Source organism: Streptomyces sp. NPDC088785 (assembly GCF_044750685.1).
Lineage (GTDB): Bacteria > Actinomycetota > Actinomycetes > Streptomycetales > Streptomycetaceae > Streptomyces.
This window is the reverse complement of sequence record NZ_JBIVKH010000017.1, coordinates 82,933-102,464: the sequence shown is the minus strand read 5'-3', so window position 1 is coordinate 102,464 and position 19,532 is coordinate 82,933. Positions and strand designations below refer to the sequence as shown.

Below are 19,532 nucleotides of genomic sequence, written 5' to 3'. Positions count from 1 at the left end.
GGGCGGCGATCAGGCGAGGGTGGCGAGCGCCTGGTTCAGGGTCTGCGACGGGCGCATGACCTTGTCGGCCTTGGCCGGGTCGGGCTGGAAGTAGCCGCCGATGTCGGCCGGCGAGCCCTGGACGGCGATCAGCTCGTCGACGATCTTCTGCTCGTTCGCGGCCAGCGTCTCGGCGAGCGGCGCGAAGGCCTTGGCGAGCTCGGCGTCGTCGGTCTGCCGGGCCAGCTCCTGGGCCCAGTACAGGGCGACGTAGAAGTGGCTGCCGCGGTTGTCGATGCCGCCGAGGCGACGGGTCGGCGACTTGTCCTCGTTGAGGAAGGTGCCGGTGGCGCGGTCGAGGGTCTCACCGAGGACCTTGGCCCGGGCGTTGTCCGTGGTGGTGGCGAGGTGCTCGAAGGAGACCGCCAGGGCCAGGAACTCACCGAGCGAGTCCCAGCGCAGGTAGTTCTCCTTGACCAGCTGCTGGACGTGCTTCGGGGCGGAGCCGCCGGCGCCCGTCTCGAAGAGGCCGCCGCCGTTCATCAGCGGGACGACCGACAGCATCTTGGCGCTGGTGCCCAGCTCCAGGATGGGGAAGAGGTCGGTCAGGTAGTCGCGCAGCACGTTGCCCGTCACCGAGATGGTGTTCAGGCCCTCGCGGATGCGCTCGACCGACAGCTTGGTGGCGTCCTCCGGGTTGAGGATCCGGATGTCCAGGCCCTCGGTGTCGAACTCGGGCAGGTACGCCTCGACCTTCTTGATCAGCTGGGCGTCGTGGGCGCGGCCCTCGTCCAGCCAGAAGACGGCCGGGTCGCCGGTGGCGCGGGCGCGCGTGGCGGCGAGCTTGACCCAGTCCTTGATCGGGGCGTCCTTGGTCTGGCAGGCGCGGAAGATGTCGCCCTCGGAGACCGCCTGCTCCAGGACGACGTCGCCGTTCTGGTCGACCACGCGGACGGTGCCGGTGGTGGGGATCTCGAAGGTCTTGTCGTGGGAGCCGTACTCCTCGGCCTTCTGCGCCATGAGGCCGACGTTCGGGACGGAGCCCATGGTCGACGGGTCGTAGGCGCCGTGGGCGCGGCAGTCGTCGATGACGGCCTGGTACACGCCGGCGTAGGAGGAGTCCGGGATGACGGCGAGGGTGTCGGCCTCGTTGCCGTCCTTGTCCCACATGTGGCCCGAGGTGCGGATCATGGCGGGCATCGAGGCGTCGATGATGACGTCCGACGGCACGTGCAGGTTGGTGATGCCGCGGTCGGAGTCGACCATGGCCAGCTCGGGACCGGCGGCCAGCTCGGCCTCGAAGGACGCCTTGATGTCGGCGCCGTTCGCGAGCGACTCCAGGCCCTTGTAGATGCCGCCGAGGCCGTCGTTCGGGGACAGGCCGGCGGCGGCCAGGTCGGCGCCGAAGCGGGCGAAGGTCTCCGGGAAGAAGGCACGCACGACGTGGCCGAAGATGATCGGGTCGGAGACCTTCATCATGGTGGCCTTGAGGTGCGCGGAGAAGAGGACGCCCTCCTCCTTGGCGCGGGCGACCTGGGCGGTCAGGAACTCGCGCAGGGCGGCGACGCGCAGCACGGAGGCGTCGACGACCTCGCCGGCGAGGACCGGAACGGACTCGCGCAGCACGGTGGTGGTGCCGTTGTCACCGACCAGCTCGATGCGCAGGGCGCCGTCGGCGGCGATGGTGGTGGACTTCTCCGTCGAGCGGAAGTCGTTCTCCCCCATGGTGGCCACGTTGGTCTTGGACTCGCCGGTCCAGGCGCCCATGCGGTGCGGGTGGGCCTTGGCGTAGTTCTTCACCGAGGCGGGGGCGCGGCGGTCGGAGTTGCCCTCGCGCAGGACCGGGTTCACGGCGGAACCCTTGATCTTGTCGTAGCGGGCGCGGACCTCGCGCTCCTCGTCGGTCTTCGGCTCGTCCGGGTAGGCGGGCAGCGCGTAGCCCTGCTCCTGGAGCTCGGCGACGGCGGCCTTGAGCTGCGGGATGGACGCCGAGATGTTCGGCAGCTTGATGATGTTGGCCTGCGGCGTCTTCGCCAGCTCGCCCAGCTCGGCGAGGGCGTCGGCGATGCGCTGCTCCTCGGTCAGGTGCTCCGGGAACGAGGCGATGATGCGGCCGGCCAGGGAGATGTCACGGGTCTCGACGCGGACACCGGCGGTGGACGCGTAGGCCTCGATGACCGGCAGGAAGGAATACGTCGCGAGGGCCGGGGCCTCGTCTGTGTGCGTGTAAATGATGGTCGAGTCAGTCACCGGGTGCTCCGCTCCACGTCTTCCATGTCATCGGCAGTTTTTCTCACTCTGCTCAATATTGCTCGACATCAAGATATCTCGTGGCCGGGTCATGTTCGAAAGGGGTCCGGTCGAGGGTCGCCCGGCGTCAGCGCGATCGTCGCGATGCGTCGATGGAGTGGATCGGCGCAACCTCCGGGCCCGGGTCCGCGTTCTTCACGCGCAGTGATCCATCGGTGACAACCAAGGAAAAAGACACCATGCTGAAGAAGGTCATGGCCTCGGCCGCCCTCGCCACCTCCGTCGCCGGCCTCGCCGCCGCCACCGCCGGACAGGCCGTCGCGCTCGGGGACGACCAGGGCACCACCTCGGCCAGCGGCAACGCCTCGCAGTCGGCGGTCGGCAACTCCGTCACGGAGGGCTCGCAGAGCCCGCAGGTCGGCGCGGTCCAGGGTTCGCTGAACAAGCTCTGTGTCGGCCTGCCCGTCAAGGCCAACGCCGGTTCGCTCGTCGGCGTGCTCGTGCCCGTCGCCGCGCAGGACATCCCGGTCCTGTCCGCCCCGCAGAACCAGCAGTGCGCCGACGGTTCCACGCAGGCCAAGGGCGACGAGCCGGCGTCGCACATCCTGGACGACGTCCCGGTCCTCTCGGGCAACGGCGCCCACAACGGCTGACCGGCCACACCACGCGGACAGCAGCGGACAGCAGCGGACGGCCGCGGACCTCCTCCGGTCCGCGGCCGTCCGCACACCTGTCCCGATATCCTGACCGGATGGCGGACAGAACCGGCGGCGAGCCGCAGATCGACGGGCGCTCCACCCGGTGGGACGAGCACAAGGCGCAGCGCCAGGTCGAGTTGGTGGACGCGGCGGTCGCCCTCATCGAGGAGGAGGGCGCCCGTTTCCGGGTGCAGCGGCTGGCGGAGCGCGTCGGGCTGCCGAGGTCGGTGCTCTACCGGCACTTCAAGGACCGGGCGACGCTGGACGAGCTGATCCGCCGACGGGTGGTGGAGTCCTTCATGCGGCGGATGGAGCCGACCCTCACCTTCGACGGGACGATCGAGGAGTCCGTGGAGCGGGTGGTGGGCGCCCATCTGGACTGGGTGGCGCAGCATCCGCGCCTGTACGCCTACATGGGCGTCGGGGACCACGCGATGGGCGACGGGTCGCTGGTGGCGGACACGAAGACGGCCATCGCGCTGATGCTGAGCGAGCGGTTCGGGGACGTGCTGAAGGGCCTCGGGGTGCCGCGGGCGCCGATCCGGTCGGTCGCCGTGGGCATCGTCGGGTTCGTGGACACCGCGGTCAACCAGTGGGTGCGCGACACCGAACCGGAGGTCTCCGAGGAGGAGTTGCGGGCGATGCTGTGCCGTTCGGTCTGGGCGGTGCTGGACGCGACGCTGCGCGACCTCGGTGTGGAGGTGTCGCCGCGGCACCGGGTGGCCGACCTGGAGGGGCCGTGAGCGGCGGTCCGGCGCCCCGGTCCTCAGGCCGGTAGCGCGGGAGCGGTGCGGGCGGCCCCGTGCAGGGACGCGGTGTCGGTGAACTTGACCCGGGGACGGCCCTGCGCCTCGCCCGCCGCCCGTTCCGCGCGGTCGATCGCGTGCCACGCGTCCAGGCCCAGCGCCGTCCGGACGGCGCCCGTGCCCTGCTCCGGCGGTGTGAGGCGGCCCGCGGCGGCGTCGCCCAGCAGGGTCTCGACCGTCTCCTGGGCGCAGGTCTTGTTGGTGCCGATGAAGCCGGTCGGCCCGCGCTTGATCCATCCCGCGACATAGACGCCGGGCCCGACCCGGCCGCCCTCGTGGGGCACGGTCGCGGTGTCCTCGTCGAAGGGCAGGCCGGGGACGGGCCGGGCGCGGTAGCCGACGGCGCGCAGCACGAGGCCGGTCTCCAGGGTCCGCGTCTCCCCGGTGGGGCGGGCGCGGACGGTGCCGTCCGCGTCGGTGTGCAGGGCCGTGGCGGCGACCCGCAGGGCGCGCACGGAGGTCTCGCCGGTGAGCCGGACCGGGCTGGTCAGGAAGCGCAGCACGATGCGGCGGCGGCCCTCGACCGGGGTGCGGGCGGCGAGCCGGGCCAGCAGCCGGGTCCTGTCGTCGGTGTCGGGCGGGAGGTCGTCGGGCCAGCCCTCGACGCGCACGTCCACGTCCTCAAGGGCGGCCAGCGCGACGAGTTCGGGGACGGTGAACGCCGCCTGGGCGGGGCCGCGCCGGCCCAGCAGCACGACCTCGCGGACCTCGCTGGTGCGGAGCGCGGCGAGGGCGCGGTCGGAGATGTCGGTCCGGGCGAGGGTGTCGGGGTCGGCGGTGAGGATCCGGGCGACGTCGAGGGCGACGTTGCCGTTGCCGACGACGACGGCGCGTTCGGTGGCCAGGTCGTAGTGGTCGTCGGCGTGGTCGGGGTGGCCGTTGTACCAGGCGACGAAGTCCGTCGCCGAGACGCTGCCCGGCAGGTCCTCGCCGTCGATGCCGAGGCGCCGGTCGGTCGCGGCACCGACCGCGTAGATCACCGCGTGGTGGGTGCGCAGGAGTTCCTCGTGCGTCACGGTGGTGCCGACCTCGACGCCGAGGCGGTAGGCGAAGCCCGGCTGGGACTCGATGGTCCGGAACAGCTCGGTGACCTGCTTGGTGTCCTGGTGGTCCGGGGCGACACCGGCCCGGGCGAGGCCGTACGGGGTCGGGAGCCGGTCGTAAACGGTGACGCGCTTGCCCGGGTGGCGCAGCAGTTCGTCCGCGGCGAAGAGGCCGGCGGGTCCGGCGCCGACGACGGCGACGGACAGGTCGCCCGGGGCGACGGCGCGCTGTTTGGGCAGGACGTACATGGGGGTGCGGTCGTCGTGCGGGTGCCGCTTGTAGTAGTCGGCGTTCAGCTCCAGGAACGGCAGCTCCGCCGCGCCGAGCGCGGTGTGCGGCTTCAGCGCGTCGACCGGGCAGGCGGTGGTGCACGCGCCGCAGTCGACGCAGGTGCGCGGATCGACGTACAGCATCTCGGCCGTCCCGAACCCGGGCTCCCCCGGTGCGGGGTGGATGCAGTTGACCGGGCAGGCCAGCACGCAGGAGGCGTCGGCGCAGCAGGATCGGGTGACGACGTACGGCACGGCGGGCTGGTCTCCGTTCGGGGAAAGGGCGGTGCGGGGCGGGGAGCTCAGTCGGTGTGCAGGACCGGCTCGCCGCGGAAGCGCGCCGGGCGGCCGTCGATGCGCAGGGCCTTCCACAGCGGGCGGGACACCTTGTTCATCAGCCCGATGTCCTGGGCGAGCATCCGCACGTCGGAGAAGAGCTCGTGGAGCATCGCGCGCCCGGCCTCGGACTTCCAGAAGACGTCCTTGACCACCCAGTCGGGGATGCCGACCTGCGCGGCGGACCTGCGGTCGGGGATCATGATGACGTCGCACAGGATGCGCATGATCAGCGGGAAGAGGACGGACAGCGCGCCCCGGCGGGCCTTGCCGAACCCGGGCACCCGCAGGCGCAGGAACTCGTGGGCGAAGGAGATGTGCCGGGCCTCCTCGGCGATGTGGATCTGCATGATCCGCTGCGGCAGCGGGTGGACCGGCTCCCCGCTGCGCAGGGCGCTCTTCTGGAGGTGGTCGATGGGCTCCTCGCCGGCCAGGATGCCGGTGAAGAACGCCTCCGGGTAGAGCGAGCCGAACAGCGGCAGGAACCGGCTGACCCGGCGGAACCAGCGCTTGCCGCCCGCGGTGTCCACACCGGTGCGGTTGACCAGTTCCTGGAACATCTGGGTGTGGTGGGTCTCCTCGGTGATCTCGTGCGTGAGGTACCTGAACTCCTGGTTCTGGTTGCCCAGTTGGTAGACGTAGTCCAGGGCGCCGCGCATGAGGATGTTCTCGAACTGCATGCCCACCTTGGCGATCACGGCCCAGCGCCAGATGCCGATGCGGATCCGTGTCTCCAGGGACTGCTCCTGGTACCAGGGGTGGGCGCCGAGGGCGTCCGCGCTGGTGAGCACCCAGCGCGGGTCGTCGAGGTCCACGGCGAACTCGGGATCGTCCCACTTGATGTCGATGAAGGCGTTGAAGTTGACGTTCACGGAGCCCTCGGACAGGGTCCGCAGGCGCTCGTCGTAGAGCTTCCTGGTCAGATTCGCGGTCATCTTCGTCCTCGGTTGTCTGCTCGGCCGCCGGAGGGGGAGGCGGGTGCGCGGGCCGGTACGGGTGGGGGGCGGGGTGCGGGCCGGGCGGTCAGGCGGCGTCGGCCGTCTCCTGGGCGGCGCTCGCGGTGCCCGCCTTGTCGAAGCGCAGGAGGCTGTCGTCGAGGGGCGCGTCCCGCAGGAGGGCGCGGTCGCGGTAGTAGTTGTTCCACAGCCGCCACGGGTCGCGGGTGCCCTGGCGCGGCATGACCTCGTCGGCCCGGGCGATGTACCCGGAGGTCAGGGCCTCGCCCATGACGGAGAACTCCGAGCGGTCGCCGTCCTGGGCGACCGGGGTGGCGATCTCGTGCCCGTGGCGCCGCATGTGGGCGAGCAGGCGCGCGGTGTACGCGGCGGCCAGGTCGGCCTTCAGGGTCCAGGAGGCGTTGGTGTAGCCGATGACGAGGGACATGTTGGGCACGCCTTCGAGGAGGACGGCCTTGTAGAGCACGCGGTTCCTGACGTCGACGGGGCTGCCGTCGACGGTGAGGTCCATGCCGCCCATGAGGCGGACGCTCAGTCCGGTGGCGGTGACGACGATGTCGGCCTTCAGCTCCTCGCCGGACTTCAGGCGCAGACCGTCGGCGGTGAACGTGTCGATCGTGTCGGTGGCGACCGACGCCCGCCCGCTCCTGAGCACCTTGAACAGGTCGCCGCCGGGGACGACACAGAGGCGCTGGTCCCAGGGCTTGTACCGGGGGCTGAAGTGCCGCATGTCGACACTCTTGCCGGCCCGGGCGCGCACCAGGCCGAGGAGCACCCGGCGGGCGAGCCGGGGGTACTTGCGGCAGAACGCGTAACTCCCCCGCTGCAAGGCGATGTTGCGGGCGCGGACCAGCCGGTACGTCAGCCGGGCCGGGGCCCGCAGCTTCCGCAGGGCGGCGGTGAGCGGGTCGACCTCGGGCAGCGCGAGGACGTACGTGGGCGAGCGCTGCACCATGGTGACGTGCGCGGCGTCGCCGGCCAGGGCGGGCAGCAGGGTGATGGCGGTGGCCCCGGAGCCGATGACGACGACCCGCTTGCCGGTGTGGTCCAGGTCCTCGGGCCAGTGCTGGGGGTGGACCAGGGTCCCCTGGTAGTCCGCCTCGCCGGGGAACCGCGGGCGGTAGGGGGTGTCGTAGTCGTAGTAGCCGGTCGCGCCGACGAGGTAGCCCGCGCTGTACGACTCGCGCTCGCCGGTGTTCTCGTCCTCGACCTCGACGGTCCACCGGCCGGTGGCGTGGCTGAAGTCGGCGCGGGTGGCGCGGCGGCCGAAGCGCGTGCGTTCCAGGACGCCCTCGTCGGCGGCGGCGTCCTCGACGTACTGCCGGATCCGGGCGCCGTCGGCGAGGATGCGCGCGTCGCGCCAGGGACGGAAGCCGAAGCCGAAGGTGGACATGTCGGAGTCGGAGCGGATCCCGGGATACCGGAAGAGGTCCCAGGTGCCGCCGACGCGGGCGCGGCGTTCGAGTACGACGAGGGAGGCGCCGGGGTTGTCACGCAGGACGTGCCGGGCGGCGCTGACGCCGGAGATTCCGGCGCCGATGACCAGGACGTCGACGTGCTGCTGCTCCATCACGGAGGTTCCTCACTCTCGCTCGCGGGGCCCGGAGAGGCAGGGGCGCGGGGCCGGCGTCCCTTCCCGGGCGACGGCGGTCCTCGGACGCGCGGATCCACTTCTGCGTGTGCACCGCAATTTACCTGCGACACCGTGTTTCAGATACCGCCAGTAACATGACGTAGGTCACACGGGGGTGCGGGTGTGGACGGCGGAATCCGGTGCGGGCCCAGGTCGGCGAGGGTGCGCAGGCCCCGCGGAGGGGCCTGCGCGGCGGTCACGTGGCTCCGCGGCCCCGCGCCAGCAGGTACATGAAGTACGGCGTGCCGATCACGGCCGTCATGAGTCCGGCGCCCAGCTGGGCCGGGGCGATCACGGTGCGGCCGACGAGGTCCGCCGTGCAGACGAGGAGGGCACCCAGGAGGAGGGCGACCGGGACCACGCGGACGTGGCGGCGGCCGACCAGGGCGCGGGCCGCGTGGGGGGCGACGAGGCCGACGAAGCCGATCGTGCCGGCGGCGGCCACGGCGGTGGCGCTGAGCAGGACCGCCAGGACGAGGAAGCCGAGGCGGGCGCGGCCGAGGCCGAGGCCGAGCAGGCGCGGGGTGTCCTCGTCGAGCGACACGAGGTCGAGTTCGGTGCGGCGGCTCAGGGCGACGGCGACGCCCACGACGAGGACGAGTGCGAGGGGCAGCGAGTCGGTGTAGGTGCGGCCGTACGTCGATCCGGAGAGCCAGGTCAGCGCCTTGGTGGCGTTGAACGGGTCGGTGAGGATGATGAGCAGGCTCGTCAGGGCGGCCGCGCCGGTGGCGACGCCGAAACCGACGAGGACGAGGCGGTTCTGCTGGAATCCGCCCCGCGCGGCGAGCCCGAAGACGAGGACGGCACTGAGTGCGGCGCCGGCGAAGGCGCCGCCCGCCACGGCCCAGGTGCCGGCGGCCGAGAGGGTGGTGACCACGATGACGGCGCCCGCCGCGGCGCCGTTGGTGACGCCGAGGACGCCGGGCTCGGCCAGCGGGTTGCGGGTCACGGCCTGCACGATGGTGCCGGCCAGTGCGAGGGCGGTGCCGGCGAGCAGTGCGGCGAGGACGCGGGGCACGCGCGTCTCCAGGACGAAGGAGACGGTCCGGCCCGCGTTGCCCTGGGCCCAGTTGACGACGTCGCCGAGCAGCAGCTTGCTGTCGCCGAGGAGGACGCCGGCGATGCTCACGCCGACCAGGGCGACGACCAGGACGGCCGTGGTGGCGAGGACGACGGTCCGGCTGCGCAGCCGGAGCCGGTCCGCGGGGGCCGAGCCGCCCGCGTCCCGCACCCGCGCGGCCAGGACGACGAGGAACGCGGCGCCGACCAGGCTGGTGACGACGCCGGTGGGCACGGCCACCGCGGTGTCCGCGGGGACGAGGGCGCGCAGCAGCACGTCGGAGCCGAGCACGAGGGCCGCGCCGATGAGCGCCGTGAAGGGAAGCGCGGTCCGGAACCTGGTGACGGCGTGGAACCGGCGGGTGAGCAGGCGCACCAGCGCGGGCGCGCACAGGCCGACGAAGCCGACGGGTCCGGCGAGGGTGACGGCCGCCGTGGAGAGCAGGGCGGACAGCACGACGGCGCCGATCCGGGTGCTGCGGACGGGGACGCCGACGCCGCGCGCCGCGTCGTCGCCGAGGGCGAGGGCGTCGACGCGGCGGGCGAGCAGCAGCAGGCCGGCCAGTCCGACGAGTCCGACGGGCGCCATCTGGAGGACGCCGTCGAAGCCGTTCTGTCCGATGCTGCCCTGGTTCCAGGCGTACAGGCCCTCGGTCCGCTCGGGGAAGAGCAGGATCAGGGCCTCGGTGACGGCGCTCAGGCCCAGGGTGAGGGCGCTGCCCGCGAGGATGAGCCGGACGGTGCCGGCGCCGAGGCCGGACAGGCCGAGGACCACGGCCGCGGCGGCGAGGCCGCCGGCGAACGCGATGCCGGACGAGGCGAGCAGCGGCAGCGAGAGGCCGGTGGCCGCGGCGATGCCGAGCGCGAGGTAGGAGCCCGCGTTGACGGCCAGGGTGTCCGGCGAGGCGATGGCGTTACGGCTGACGCGTTGCAGGGCGGCGCCCGCCGCGCCGAGGAGGGCGCCGACGAGCAGTCCGGCGCACATCCTCGGCAGCCGGGAGGCGATGACGACGGACGCGTCGCCGTCGCCGGCCCGGCCGGTGAGCGCCTTCCACACCTCGGGCGCGCCGACGGAGGCGGTGCCCTGGGTGATGTCGACGACGGCGAGGACGGCGACGAGGACGAGCAGTGCGGCCGTCACCACGGCCGCGCCCGTACGGGACGCGGCCGCCGTGGGACGGGTGGCGGGAGCGGTGGTGGTGACGGCCATGGCGTTACTTGGTCAGCGCTTCGACGACGGAGTCGGCGTACTGGCTCATCGACGCGGTCCCGCCGAACATCCAGACGCCGTCGGGCAGCCGGTGCACGTCGCCCTTCTCGACGAACGGCAGCGAGGTCCAGACCTTGTCCTTCGCCAGGACGCCATCGTACGGGGTGGCGTTCTTGTCGTCCTTGTTGCCGATGAAGGCGAACTGCACGTCGGCGGGGAGCTTGGTGAGTCCTTCGACGTCGGTGGTGCCGAGGCCGTAGGCCTTGTCGCCCTTGACGGTCCAGGCGTTCTTCAGGCCGAGCTTCTCGTTGACGCCGCCGATCAGCGAACCGCTGGTGTAGGGGCGCACGGAGACCTGGTTGGAGGCGACGTAGCCGTCGGCGAAGGCGAAGGGGGCGCCGGCGAGACCGGCGGCGGCGAGCGCCTTCCTGCCCTGGGCGAGCTTGGCCTCGAAGTCCTTCTTCAGCTGGGCGGACTTCTTGGTGGTGCCGGTGGCCTCGGCGATCAGGTCGAGGTTCTCCGTCATCTGGCCGACCGGGTCGGAGGCGTCGGCGGAGCGGACCGTCAGCACCGGCGCGATCTTGCGCAGTTGCTTGACGGCGGCGGCCGTGAGGTCGGTCGTGGCGATGATCAGGTCGGGCTTGATCGCGGCGACGGTGTCCATGCTGGGCTCGCCGCGGGTGCCGATGTCCTTGGCGTCGTTGGTGAGCGGGGCCGCGGTGTCCCACGTCTTGTAGCCCTTGACGTCGGCGACGCCCGCCGGGTCGACGCCGAGGGATATCAGGCTCTCGACGACGTTCCACTCGGTGCCGACGACCGTCTTCGCGGGGCCGTCGAGCTTCACCTTCGCGCCGGAGGCGTCGGTCAGGGTGAGGGGCTCGGCGCCCTTCTTCGCGTCGGCGTCGGCGGCGGGCTCGGTGGTGCCGCAGGCGGCCAGGGTGAGGGCGGCGACGGTGGCGGTTGCCGCGGCGATCAGGGAGCGTCTCATGAGGTGGTGCGCAGCCTTTCGGTTCGTTCGTGGTGGCGGCCGATGGCGCGGGTGCGCAGCCGGCCGGTGAGAGGGTCGGTGTCGACCTCGATGCGGATGCCGTACGTGGTGGTGAGCCGGTCGCCGGTGAGGACGTCCTCGGGGGCGCCGGAGGCGACGACCCGGCCGGCGTCGAGCAGGAGGATCCGGTCGGCCACGGCGGCGGCCTGGTCGAGGTCGTGCAGGACGGCGCCGACGGCGATGCCGTGGTGGTCGGCCAGGTCCCGCATGAGATCGAGGAGTTCGACCTGGTAGCGCAGGTCGAGGTAGGTCGTGGGTTCGTCCAGCAGGAGGACGCCGGTCTCCTGGGCGAGGCAGCCGGCGAGCCAGACGCGCTGGAGCTGGCCGCCGGAGAGGTGTTCGGCTCCCCGGTCGGCGAGTTCGGCGGCGCCGGTGAGGGCGAGCGCGCGGTCCACCGCCGCCGCGCCGCCGGGGTCCGATCCGCCCCACCGTCCGCGGTGGGGGTAGCGGCCGAACTCGACGACGTCGCGCACGGTCAGTCCGCCGGGCGTGGGCCGTCCCTGGGTGAGCAGGGCGACGTGGCGGGAGAAGTCGCGGGGGCTCAGCGCGAGTCCGTCGATCTCGCCGTCGAGCACGAGGGCGGCGGCCCTGGGGCGTTGCAGCCGCGCGAGGGTGCGCAGCAGCGTCGACTTGCCGCTGCCGTTCGGCCCCACCAGGACCGTCACCTCGCCGGGGCGCAGCGTCATGGCGGCGCCGTGGACGACGTCGACGCCCTCGTAGGCCACGGTGACGTCGGTGGCCGACAGTTCGTGGCCATGGCGGCGCGCGGCCGCGCTGGTGGTCTCTTCAGCTCCATGCACGCGGCAAAGGTTAGCCTAACCTAAACGCGCTGTCCGTCCGGGGGGCAGCCGGTCGCACGGCCGTCACCGCAGGCCACAGCGGGGGTACCGGTCCCCGGCCCCCCGCCGCACATCGGCCCCTCACCTCACCGGGTTCGGCGCCCGCTCGTCCTCACCGCACCGAGAGGCGGACCAGCCGGGCGTGGGCGCCCGGCTCGCCCTCCACCTGGAAGGAGACGTAGCGCGCCGACCCCGTGGTGGTGACCCGGCGCACGGGCCCGCGGCCGCCGGTCCGGCCCGCGTCCCGGTAGTCGATGCCGTCGTCGCTGAACCGGACCCGGCCGGCCGGTGCGCCGCCGCCGGTCCAGCGCGCCTCCACGGTGCCGATCCGCCGGACGGCGCCGAGGTCCACGACGAGGCGCCCGTCGCGTCCGGGGCGCCAGGAGGTGGCGTCGTCGCCGTCGACTGCCGCCGCCGGGTCGGACATCCCCTCGGGCAGCGGGCTGTTGGGGAAGACCCGCCGTCCCAGGGCCAGGTCGTCGTGCGGGTAGGCGGCGGCCCCGCGCAGGTCGACGACGGTCTCCCGGCGCCCGCGCACCGTGACGGTGGTGCTGTGGCCCTGGCCCTCGACCCGTATCCGCGCGTCGGCGCCGGAGAGGCGCAGCCGGGCCCCGTCGTCCACCGTGACGCGCAGGCCCCGCGGCAGGGCGCGGCCGTCCGCCGGGGTGAGCGTGAAGCGGGTCGGCAGCAGCCGTGCGTCCGCCGCGTCGAGGCGGGCCTCGAAGACCGTGCCCTCGGCGGTCACCGTCTGCGTGCCCTCGAAGACCGCGGTGCGACGGCCCGGGTGCGGGACGGCGACGTCGGTCGTGACGGGGTCGGAGGAGAGGTTGAAGAGGCTGAGGTGGCCGTCGGTCAGGGCGGCGCGGACGGCCCGGTGCCCCGTCGTCGGCGCGGCCTCGCGGGCGAGCGCCCGCAGCCGCGTCGCGGACGTCGCGGTGAAGCCCTCCACGAGGACGGGTGCCGCGGGGCCGTCGGCCAGCACGACGGTGTCGCCGTAGACGGACAGCGGCAGGTCCGCGCCGCGGATCACGAGCCCGGCCCGGCCGTCCACGTCCAGCCAGCCGCCCCGGCTGCTCGCGTCGGGGGCCGGCCAGGCGGCGAGGTCCTGCCAGTCGTCGCCGTCGGCCGAGCCCTGCACCCGGTAGGCGCGGCCGGCGGCGGCCTCCCAGCGCAGGGTGACCTCGGTGACCTCGTGCGGCGAGCCGAGGTCGACGGCCAACCAGCTGTCGGCGCGCGGCCGTTCGGCCTTCGACACGGCCCAGCGGGTCGCGCCGTCGCCGTCCACGGCGAGGCCCGCCCCCTTGCCCGCGTCGGCGGAGGAGGCCGTCGCGGTCGCGCCGCGCGCCAGGTCCGCGGCGTCGGCGCCGGTCCGCGCCTCGAACGCGTAGAGCGAGTATCCGTACGCGGGGTCGGGACGCACGCCGAGCATGCGCAGGTGCCGGACGGTGGCGCGCGGGAAGGTCAGCCGGTCCACGCGGCCGTCGGCGCCCGGTGCCGGGGAGGCGTCCGCGGCGGCGACGGACGCCGTGCCCTCCTCGAAGCGGTAGGTGCGGCTGCCGTCGAGCCCCGCGATACCGGGCAGGGTGAGGTTGTGGAGCTCCAGGTGCCCCTCCCCCGCCGCCGTCCCGCTGCTCGCATAGACGACGGAGCCGGTGGGCAGGGTGGTGAACCCGGCGTGTCCGCCGTCCAGCCGGAGCAGGGTGGCGCTGCCGTCGAAGCCGTCGCGCACCTTCTCGTACACCCGCGTGGTGCGGCCGGCGACCTTGCCGGTGGTGGCCGGCAGGAACATGGGGGTGGCCCCGCTGATCCTGAACAGCCAGTCGTCGTGAGCCGGTTGCCAGGCGAACTTCACGAAGCCCGCCTTCGACACGGCGCCCGCCCAGGCGGCGGGCGACTGGTGGGAGACGAGCCCGGGTCCGTCGCCGAAGTCGCTCACCCCCGCGGCGTGCGCGAACAGTTCGGCACGGGAGTACGGGGTCACCTGCCGCCGCTGCCCCGCCGCCCACACGTGCAGCAGATAGCTGATGGCGATCTCGGCGCGCGCCTCGGGCTCGTACTTGGGCTCGCCGGAGAACTTCGCGAGACGGTACTCGGGCGGGTACTTCTGGTAGGCCTCCAGGCGTCCCGCCAGCTCCAGTTCGGCGCGCGCGGCGGCGCGGTCGCCGAGGACCTGGGAGAGGAACGCGAGGGGGATCACGTCCCGGCCGTAGAGGTGTTCGCGGTCGTTGACCATCGGCATCAGCGGTTCGCCCGCGTCGCTCATGACGCCGAGCAGGGTCCGCCACAGCTCGGGCCCGCTGGGCTGGTGCGTGAGCACCTCGGGCAGGGGGCGGCCCGCGGTGAGGAAGTGGGCGGAGTTGCGCCCCGAGGTCCGCCACAGCTCCTCCTGGTAGTGGGGGCCGAACGAGCCGTGGTTCTCGACGATGAACGTGTCGTAGAGGTTGCGGGCGGTGTTGCGCGCGACCGGCACGCCGTCGACGAGCGCCGGGTTGGCGAGGTCGGCGGGCGGCAGCCCGGTCTCGTTGCGCGACCACCGGCCGTACGTGTCCGCCCAGTCGGCCGCGCGGTCGTCGTCGGGCGCCCAGGCCAGGGCCGGGGCGAGGGACTGGGCGTATACGCCCATCTCCTCCAGCTTGGTGTCGCCGACGTGGCCGCCGTCGAGGCCGTCCGGCGTCCACGACCCCGAGGCCGGGTCGTCGCCGGTGCCCAACGCCTGCGTGTAGGCGGCCTGTTCGCGGGTGATCCGGTCGACGTTCGCGCGCGTGGCGGCGTCCAGGTCGTCCCAGAGGAGCCGGGCGGCGAGGACGAAGTACAGCTGGAAGGTGGTGTCGAAGAAGAGGGTGCGGCCCCATTCGGTGCCGCCGGTGAGCCGGTTGGAGGCGGCGAAGTGGCGCAGGGTGGCCAGGGTGCGCCGGGCCAGTTCGGCGCGGTCGATCCCGGCGAGGTCCGCGTCGTAGGTGCCGTGGGTGAGCAGCAGGGCGTTGCCGAGGACGACGGCGAATCCGAAGTCCTTGGCCGTGTAGTACCCCTTGGCCGCGTCCCACTGGGTCTCCGACCAGCGGGTGTGCTGGAGCAGGACGCGGTGGTACACGGCGGCGATGTCGTCCGGCGGGGTCGCGGCGCCGGCCCGCGGGCCGGCGCCCGCCGCCCGGGCGCCGGCCGCGCCGAACGCGGGCGGCAGGACGGTCGCCGCTCCGGTGAGGCCGATGAGCTGGAGCAGGCGCCTGCGGTCGAGCGGGGTGTTCAGGGGCGGCACGGGGTGGATCCTCTCGGCAGGACAACGTTGTCAACAGGGAGTCGCCCCATGCTCGGTGGCCACAGGGGCGTACGTCAACGGGTGGGACGGGAGTGACGTCCGATGCGCGGTGCGGGCCGTGGAGCGCGGTCGGCGACGGGGAGTACGGGTGCGCGCTGACGCCCCGCCGTGGCCGAACCACTCCTCCCCCGCGAGTTCGGGGACGACGCTTGCGAACCGGCGGCGGGGCCCGGTGGCGTCGTACCCGGGTCGGGGCGGGCGTCCGTGGCCCGCGCGGCCCGGTTCAGCCCTCCGCGTCGGGGGCGCGCAGGTCGACGACGGTGGCGGCGAGGGCCAAAGGCCCGGCAGCAGCGGGATCACCAGCGGTGTCGACCACATCAGCAGCGCGGCGAGCAGCACGGCGGCGAGCAGCAGGGCGCTGCCCCGGAGGTCGGCGAGGCCCGCGGGGACAGCCGGCCGTCCTCGGGCAGGGCGGTGGTGCGCAGGGCGACGACCGCGCCGCCGAGGGTGAGCAGGAGCAGCGCGGGGGCCATGAGCCCGGCGCCGGGGAGACCGCCGCGGAGCACGGCCGTGTCGACGAGGAGGACCGCGGCGACGAACGGCAGCAGCAGGCCCGCGCCGAGGGACCCCACGGTCGTACGGGCCCGCAGGCGGCGCAGGAACGCCCCCACGTCGGCCGGGGTGCCCGTCCCGGCGGCCCGGCGCAGGGTCGCCGACGCGGCGGCGAACGCGGCCGGCGCGGCGACGACCGGCAGGCAGGCGACCGTGGTGAGCAGCCCCATCAGGAGCATGTCGGCGAACAGGGCGAATCCGGCGCCGAAGACCTCGCCGGGCTCCCGGCGCCGGCCTTCACCGTGCGGGCGGCCCGGTCGTCGTTGCCCCACCAGGTGAAGGTGAGCGGGACGCCGTGCGACGCCTCGCCGCTCGCGGGCGAGCAGGCGGCGAGCGTGCCGGTCAGTACGGTGCTGAGCGCGACGGCGGCCGTGGCGAGAACGGCCCGCCACGGCGGGCGACGGCTCGGGGGCTCGGGCATGGGGCCCTCCTGGGGGGGGAGGTGGGTCGTGGGGGGGAGCGTGGGGGTGGAGCGCGGATGGCCTAGGCGGTCGGGACGCCTCGGATGCCGGGATGCGGGACGCCTCAGATGCCGGGATAGATGTCGAGCCGCCCGCACATGCCGAACCGGCCGCGCGCGGTGGGGCCGGTGGCCGTGACGGCGGCCCGTGCCAGATGGCCGGCGTGTCCCGCGCGCAGCGCGCTCAACTGGGCGCCGGTCGCGGCGGACGCGGCCCGCGCGCCGTCGCGCCAGCGCCGCTCGAAGGCGTCCAGGCGCGGGCGGACCAGCACCGCGGCGGCCCGCTGGAACGCCTCCAGGGGCGCGGGGTCGCCCTGTTCGGTGGCGGCGCGCAGTTCCAGGAAGCGGCGGGTGGCCAGGTCCCGGCGGGCCCGCGCGACCGCCTCCTGTGCGGCCTCGGGCACGTCGTCGGGGATGCGGACGGCGTCCGCGTAGGTGCCGGGGTCGCCGAGCAGGTCCTGCGGCAGGGTGAGGACGGCGTCGCCCGCCTCGGGCAGCCCGCCGTTCTGCATCACCACCGTGATCTCCAACTCGCCGTCGTTGACGAGCCGGTGGACCGTGCCGGGCGTGAACCAGGCGACGGTCCCGGCCTCCAGCGGCGTCTCCCCGTACCCGGACGGGGTCAGCGTCTGCACCCGCCCGCGCCCGCCGGTCACCACGTATCCCTCGCTGCACGCGAGGTGGAGGTGCGGGGTGCCGCCGCCGGGCAGGCCCTCGACGGTCGGCCAGTCGTAGACCCGCAGCCGGGAGACGCCGACCGCTCCGGGGAACCCGTCGTAGGCCGCGCTCACCACGCGGTCGCCGCGATGTGTGCGGCGACCCGGTCGCGGTCCCAGGCACCGTCGGCGACGGTGACCCGGTAGGAGCGGGTGAGCGTGTCGCCGGGAGCGAGCACCAGCTCGTCGTGGAACGCCCAGGACGGGGCGACCGCGGCGAACGGGGCGCTGCGCACGAACCAGTGCGCCGGGTGCGTCCCCTGCTCCCCCGCATGGTCGTTGGCCGCCGCGTGCTCGAAGAGCAGCGTCGCGTGTCCGTCGCGGCCGTCGTGCTCGCCGACGTACGCGAGCCAGGGCGCCTGGGTGCCCATCAGGTCGCCGCCGTCCGTGTCGGCGCTGAACACCCGGCCGTCGCGGAAGGCCCGCGGACCGCGCCAGAACAGGCCGGTGTACCCGGCGGCGGGGCGGCCGTGGGTGGTGGGGCTGCCGAAGCGCAGCGGTTCGGCACGGCGGTTGGTGACGGCGGACGTCCAGGTCAGCGACCAGGAACCCGCGTCGGTGTCGAGGTGGGAAACGGTCAGGCGGCGCTCCTCGTCGGCCCACAGCTCTCCGTCGTACGGGTGCCAGGTGAGCCGTTCCGCGATCACCGCACGGTCGCCGTCGGCGGTGATCTCGTCGAAGGCGACGTGCCCCATGGAGCCGATCCTCTCGTGCAGCGGGAGGTACCCCTCGCCGTGCACGTAGGTGTTGCCGCCCCACAGGTTCTGGCCCGAGAGGTGGGAGGCGGTGAGTTGCAGGCCCTTGTGCCAGCGGTGGTCGTGGGGCCGGTAGTCGGTGACCGTCGCGCCGGACAGGGTGCGGACCGGGTGGAGGTACGGCTTGGGCGCCTCCCACGCCGCTTCCGGGCGGTACACGTAGGCGAACAGCTCGGTGCCGGTGGGCTCGTGGGCGACGGTGACGCGGTCGCCGTGGGCGTGGGTCAGTGCGAGCGTCATGCCGGGGCCCCCTCCCCGGGAGCGGCGTCGTGCGCGGCGGGCGCCCAGCCGGGGGCGCCGCCGTGCAGCACGGTGTAGTAGGGGTCGCCGGGCCCGATGTCACCGGCCCGGACCGTGGTGTCGGTGAACGCGGACTTGTACAGGGCGGTGATGAACTCCAGCGTGCGGCGCCCGCCCTCGCCGCTGGTCGGGTGGCGCCGGCCGGCCCGGATGTCGGCCACCAGGGCGCGCAGTTGGGCCAGGTGGGAGCTGGGCTCGTCGGCGCCGAAGTCCCGCCAGGCGGCGGCCTCCTCCTCGGCGACGCCGGGGGCGGGCGTGATGCGCCAGTCGGCGTTGCCGTGGCCGTACAGGTGGGTGAGTTCGATCGTGGCGCGCTCGCAGTCGATCCGGATGCGGCTGACCTCGTCCGGGCTGAGGACGCTGTTGACGACCGTGGCGACGGCGCCGTCGGCGAACCGGACCTGGGCGGTGGAGACGTCCTCGGTCTCCACGTCGTGCACGAGCCGCGCCGCCATCGCGCGCACCTCGGACCAGGGCCCCATCAGGTCGAGCAGCAGGTCGCTCTGGTGGATGCCGTGCCCCATCGCGGGGCCGCCGCCCTCGGTGGCCCACCGGCCGCGCCAGGGCACCGCGTAGTAGGCGGTGTCGCGGTACCAGGTGGTCTGGCAGTGCGCGACGAGCGGCCGCCCGAAGGCCCCCTCGCGCAGCAGTCGCCGCACGTGCCGGGCGCCGGAGCCGAAGCGGTGCTGGAAGACGATGGAGGCGTAGGGGGCGGTGTCGTCGCCCTGTTCGGCCGAGCCGACGGCGTCGTAGTCCGCCAGCGAGGGGCACGGCGGCTTCTCGCACCACACCCACGCCCCGGCCGCGAGTGCGGCGACGGACTGCGCTCGGTGCACGGAGGGCGGGGTGCACAGCACCACCAGGTCGGGGCGGACCTCGGCGAGCATCGCGTCGAGGTCCGTCGACGCGTGGGGGATCCCGAACTCCCCGGCCAGGGCCCGCACCGCCGCGTCGTCGACGTCGACGAGGGCCACGACCTCCGCCGCGCCCTCGGCGGCGAGGGTGCGCAGGGCGGGCAGATGGCTGGAGCGGGCGATGCCGCCGGCCCCGACCACGGCCGTGCGCAGCGGAGTCTTCGGACCTTGCGGGGACATGACGGACCCTCTCGTCGGACGGGCGGACGGATCGGCGCTCGGACGGCTGGCACTCGGACGGCTGACACTCGGACGGCCGGCGCGCGGAGGACGGCACGAGGGAGCGCCGCCGACAGCAAGCGCTTGCTATGAGTGCGTTCCCACGTTGTAACCGCCATGTCTGCGCAGGGTCAACCCTCCTGACGCCCTCAGCTTCCGCACGACTCCCGACC

The 19,532-nt window shown here is 73.8% G+C and carries 14 protein-coding genes; 2 read left to right on the top strand and 12 right to left on the bottom strand.

From position 1 onward, the window contains the following. Positions 1-9: 9 nt before the first annotated feature. Positions 10-2,229, bottom strand: coding sequence for an NADP-dependent isocitrate dehydrogenase (locus ACIP5K_RS32045; RefSeq protein ID WP_401415213.1), 2,220 nt, complete (start codon positions 2,227-2,229; stop codon positions 10-12). 239 nt (positions 2,230-2,468) lie between these two features. On the opposite strand from ACIP5K_RS32045, the gene ACIP5K_RS32040 reads away from it, so the two are divergent. Both ACIP5K_RS32040 and ACIP5K_RS32035 read left to right on the top strand, forming a co-directional pair. Next, entirely contained in the window at positions 2,469-2,882 is a 414-nt protein-coding gene (locus ACIP5K_RS32040; RefSeq protein ID WP_401415211.1) for a rodlin, read from the top strand. Between the two features lie 98 nt (positions 2,883-2,980). After that, the gene (locus ACIP5K_RS32035; RefSeq protein WP_401415209.1) at positions 2,981-3,670 is read left to right on the top strand and encodes a TetR/AcrR family transcriptional regulator; all 690 of its coding nucleotides are present in this window, start codon (positions 2,981-2,983) and stop codon (positions 3,668-3,670) included. Between the two features lie 23 nt (positions 3,671-3,693). Here ACIP5K_RS32035 and ACIP5K_RS32030 read toward each other — a convergent pair whose 3' ends face one another. The 11 genes from ACIP5K_RS32030 to ACIP5K_RS31980 form a co-directional block, all read right to left on the bottom strand. Next, positions 3,694-5,301, bottom strand: a complete 1,608-nt coding sequence (locus ACIP5K_RS32030) for an FAD-dependent oxidoreductase (protein WP_401415207.1) — start codon at positions 5,299-5,301, stop codon at positions 3,694-3,696. A gap of 47 nt (positions 5,302-5,348) precedes the next feature. After that, positions 5,349-6,317, bottom strand: a complete 969-nt coding sequence (locus ACIP5K_RS32025) for a diiron oxygenase (RefSeq protein ID WP_401415205.1) — start codon at positions 6,315-6,317, stop codon at positions 5,349-5,351. Positions 6,318-6,405: 88 nt separating this feature from the next. Continuing rightward, positions 6,406-7,908, bottom strand: coding sequence for a flavin-containing monooxygenase (locus ACIP5K_RS32020; protein WP_401415203.1), 1,503 nt, complete (start codon positions 7,906-7,908; stop codon positions 6,406-6,408). 259 nt (positions 7,909-8,167) lie between these two features. Then, entirely contained in the window at positions 8,168-10,240 is a 2,073-nt protein-coding gene (locus tag ACIP5K_RS32015) for an iron ABC transporter permease (RefSeq protein ID WP_401415201.1), read from the bottom strand. A 4-nt stretch (positions 10,241-10,244) separates the two neighbouring features. Further along, positions 10,245-11,228: an iron-siderophore ABC transporter substrate-binding protein gene (locus ACIP5K_RS32010; RefSeq protein ID WP_401415199.1), complete on the bottom strand. Its 984-nt coding sequence runs from the start codon at positions 11,226-11,228 to the stop codon at positions 10,245-10,247. Continuing rightward, the gene (locus ACIP5K_RS32005; RefSeq protein WP_401415198.1) at positions 11,225-12,088 is read right to left on the bottom strand and encodes an ABC transporter ATP-binding protein; all 864 of its coding nucleotides are present in this window, start codon (positions 12,086-12,088) and stop codon (positions 11,225-11,227) included. Before ACIP5K_RS32005 ends, ACIP5K_RS32010 begins: the two co-directional genes overlap by 4 nt. Before the next feature lie 151 nt (positions 12,089-12,239). Continuing rightward, positions 12,240-15,383: a discoidin domain-containing protein gene (locus tag ACIP5K_RS32000; protein WP_401415197.1), complete on the bottom strand. Its 3,144-nt coding sequence runs from the start codon at positions 15,381-15,383 to the stop codon at positions 12,240-12,242. A 377-nt stretch (positions 15,384-15,760) separates the two neighbouring features. Further along, positions 15,761-16,267 carry a hypothetical protein gene (locus tag ACIP5K_RS31995; protein WP_401415195.1) on the bottom strand — a complete coding sequence of 169 codons (507 nt, stop codon included), beginning with the start codon at positions 16,265-16,267 and terminating at the stop codon, positions 15,761-15,763. A 253-nt stretch (positions 16,268-16,520) separates the two neighbouring features. Next, positions 16,521-17,249: a cupin domain-containing protein gene (locus ACIP5K_RS31990; protein ID WP_401415194.1), complete on the bottom strand. Its 729-nt coding sequence runs from the start codon at positions 17,247-17,249 to the stop codon at positions 16,521-16,523. Next, entirely contained in the window at positions 17,243-18,166 is a 924-nt protein-coding gene (locus ACIP5K_RS31985) for a PmoA family protein (protein ID WP_401415192.1), read from the bottom strand. Before ACIP5K_RS31985 ends, ACIP5K_RS31990 begins: the two co-directional genes overlap by 7 nt. Beyond that, positions 18,163-19,320 carry a Gfo/Idh/MocA family protein gene (locus tag ACIP5K_RS31980; RefSeq protein ID WP_401415190.1) on the bottom strand — a complete coding sequence of 386 codons (1,158 nt, stop codon included), beginning with the start codon at positions 19,318-19,320 and terminating at the stop codon, positions 18,163-18,165. Before ACIP5K_RS31980 ends, ACIP5K_RS31985 begins: the two co-directional genes overlap by 4 nt. Positions 19,321-19,532 lie beyond the last annotated feature (212 nt).